This window comes from Rhizobium sp. Root1203 (genome assembly GCF_001424945.1).
GTDB lineage: Bacteria > Pseudomonadota > Alphaproteobacteria > Rhizobiales > Rhizobiaceae > Rhizobium.
Map to the genome: position 1 here is coordinate 1 of NZ_LMCW01000061.1, position 2788 is coordinate 2788.

Consider the following 2788-nt stretch of genomic DNA (forward strand, 5'->3'; position numbering starts at 1 on the left):
AAAAGCCAATCCCTTGACCAAACCCTGATCAGAAAACCATACTTAGAGGTGGCTCACTTCTCGGTGGAAAAACCGGCTCAGTTCCGCGTGGAAACCAACACGCAAGGACTCAATCCTTCGCTCGCGGAAGCATCGACCGTCATGGGCGCATCCTGGTTCACCACGCTTCGCCGTGTGACGCTGCCGCTGCTGATGCCGGGCATTCTCGCCGGCGCGTTTCTCGTCTTCATCCAGTCGCTGGACAATGTCTCGATCTCGCTTTTCCTTGCGGATGCCGAGACCACGGTCCTGCCGCTCCGGATGTTCGCGCTGATCGAGGAGTCACTCGACGTTCGCGTCGCCGCGATCTCGGGCATCCTCATCGGCCTCACCCTGATCGTCATGCTCGTCGCAAGGCGCGTTCTCGCGCCGCGGCAGGCCTGATCAAACTCCAATAATAATCTGGAAGGAAACACCCATGACCCCTAGCGCAACCAAGTCAGGCTCCTATCGCGTCGGTTCACTGCTCGCCGATTTCCAGCCGGACTTCGATTTCGATGCACCTCTGCCGCTGCCGGTCGAGGAGTTCGAGGATCGCCTGCGCCGCATCCGCCGTCACGCTGTGGAAGCCGGGCACGATGCGCTGATCGTCCACACTGGGGGCGTCGGCTGGTTCCATACCTCAAATCACTATCTGCGCTATATCTGCGACTGGATGCGCGAGGGTGTGCTGATTATCCCGACCGACAGCGACAAGCCGTTGACGCTTCTGTCCTTCTTCACCCAGTCGGTGCTACTGCCACCCGGCGGCGAGCCGGTTCTGGTCGAGGACATCTGGCAGATCGGCCCGATCGGCCGCGAATATGCCGACCGTCCGGGCGACAGCGTCGTTAAGACGGCGGAGAAATGTGCCGAACTCCTGGCGGGCATGGGGCTCGCCAAGGCCCAGATCGGCCGCATCGGCGATCGGACGTCGCTGACCTTCTGGGCGGCGCTCGATGAATTGATGCCGAAGACCAAATTCGTCGCCGACAACGCCATTCTCGACCGGATGCAGAAGGTCCGCTCGCCGCGCGAGATCACCATGTTCCGCGCCGCAGCCCAGCTCATCAGCATCGCCACGCAGGCGGCCTGTCATGTCGCCAAGCCCGGTGTGACCGACCATGAGATTTACGCCGCCTTCACGCAGGCGCAGCTCACTTATGGCGGCGAGACCGGCGATGGTTACCAGATTGGCATCAACGAGTTCGGCACCCATTGCGGCAAACCCTACGGCCACGTCGTACGGCCGGGCGACCTGATCAATCTATATGTCTCCAACGTGACCTATCGCGGCTACACCGCCCAGACCGCGCGCATGATCGCGGTCGGCGAGATCACCAAACGGCAGGAAGAGGTGCTTGATGCCTGCACTGAGGGCGTCAAGCGGGCCGAAAAGCTGATCCGCCCCGGTGCCCTGATGCGTGACGTCAACAACGCAGCCTTTGAGCCGATGATCGAGCGCGGCATGCTGGCTTCGCTCGAGGCGAGGACTATGCCATACAACTGGGCGCCGTTGGACGACGGCAGCGCCCGCCTCATCCCGCGCCAATATGTGAAGAACATCGACTGGGAGGCGCAGGGTCGCAAACTCATGCACGTCTACCCGGCAACCCACGGGCCGCATAACCCCAATCTTGGCCATTCCGTCGGCATGGCGGGTGGTCAGAACAGCTTCAACATCTCCTCGCACAATTACGACCGGATGGAGGAGGGGATGGTCTTCGTGCTCCATACCCAATGGCTGGAACCGTTGTCGGCCGGGTGCAATGTCGGCGACATGTATGTCGTCACCAAGGATGGCTTCGAGAACCTTTCCCGCCATACCCCGCTTGAAACCCACCGCATCGCAGCCGAGGCCTGATATGTACGATCATACCCATTTCGACTTTTCCAGCCTCAACGAGCGCGAGCGCTACAAGATCCTGATCGGCACCGTGATCCCGCGGCCGATCGCGCTGGTGACGACCGTCAACAAGGACGGCCAGCCGAACGCCGGCCCCTTCAGCTTTTTCAATGTGCTCACCCACGATCCGGCCATCGTCGCCATCGGCGTCGAGAACTACGCCGACATGCGCTTCAAGGATACCGCCCGCAACATCCGGGAGACTGGCGAGTTCACAGTCCACATCTGCGATAATGCCCTCGTCGACCAGATGGAGGTCTGCGCCATCAAATTCGGCCCCGAGGTTGATGAGATCGAGGAGGCGGGCCTCGCTACCGTGCCCGGACAGATGGTCCGCAGCCCGCGAATCCTTGCGGCGCCGGCAGCCTTGGAATGCCGCCGCCACACCACTCTGCAAGTCGGCCCCGCCCGTGAGATCATCCTCGGCGAGGTCGTCGGCGTCTTCGTCCGCAGCGACGCGATTAATGCGTCAAATCTGCACATCGACCAGCAAATGATGGACGCCGTCGGCCGCATGGGTGGCCACACCTACACCCGTACGCGCGACCAGTTCGACGTCAAGACGCTGACGCCACAGGAGTGGGAAGGCCGGAAAGTGGCCGCAGAATAAGCCACGGTTAAACAAGGATGTCCCTAGATACCAAACGGGGTCCCCAGCCAATTTTCCTAGCCGCCTTCGAGCACGACGGATAGCCAACGGAACTCCGGCGGAGATCGCCCAACTCATTGAGAAGAAGTCACTTTTCCGTGCGGAGATAGTAGCCATGACGTTGCCCCCAAGTTTTATCCAGTTTTGAGTTCGCTCCAGCGGTTTTGGGTTGCTGTATTCGGGGCGGTAGCGGCGGGTTGCGGTGCGGAGCCATT

Annotated in this window: 3 protein-coding genes; all 3 read left to right on the forward strand. The window is 61.2% G+C overall.

Annotated features, from left to right (window positions below; genetic code table 11):
- Nucleotides 1-423 (forward strand): ABC transporter permease (locus ASC97_RS29385; RefSeq protein WP_244481624.1); only part of this gene is annotated, 423 nt, incomplete at its 5' end.
- Between the two features lie 34 nt (nucleotides 424-457).
- On the forward strand, nucleotides 458-1882 hold the full coding sequence (locus tag ASC97_RS29390) for a M24 family metallopeptidase (RefSeq protein ID WP_057471876.1): 1425 nt from the start codon (nucleotides 458-460) through the stop codon (nucleotides 1880-1882).
- A gap of 1 nt (nucleotide 1883) precedes the next feature.
- Complete coding sequence (locus ASC97_RS29395; protein WP_057471877.1) at nucleotides 1884-2534, forward strand: flavin reductase family protein; 651 nt, start codon at nucleotides 1884-1886, stop codon at nucleotides 2532-2534.
- The last annotated feature ends 254 nt before the right edge of the window (nucleotides 2535-2788 follow it).

Coding starts and splice junctions, on each gene's coding strand:
- ASC97_RS29390 (WP_057471876.1), top strand. CDS start 458: ATGACCCCTAGCGCAACCAAGTCAGGCTCCTATCGCGTCGGTTCACTG.
- ASC97_RS29395 (WP_057471877.1), top strand. CDS start 1,884: ATGTACGATCATACCCATTTCGACTTTTCCAGCCTCAACGAGCGCGAG.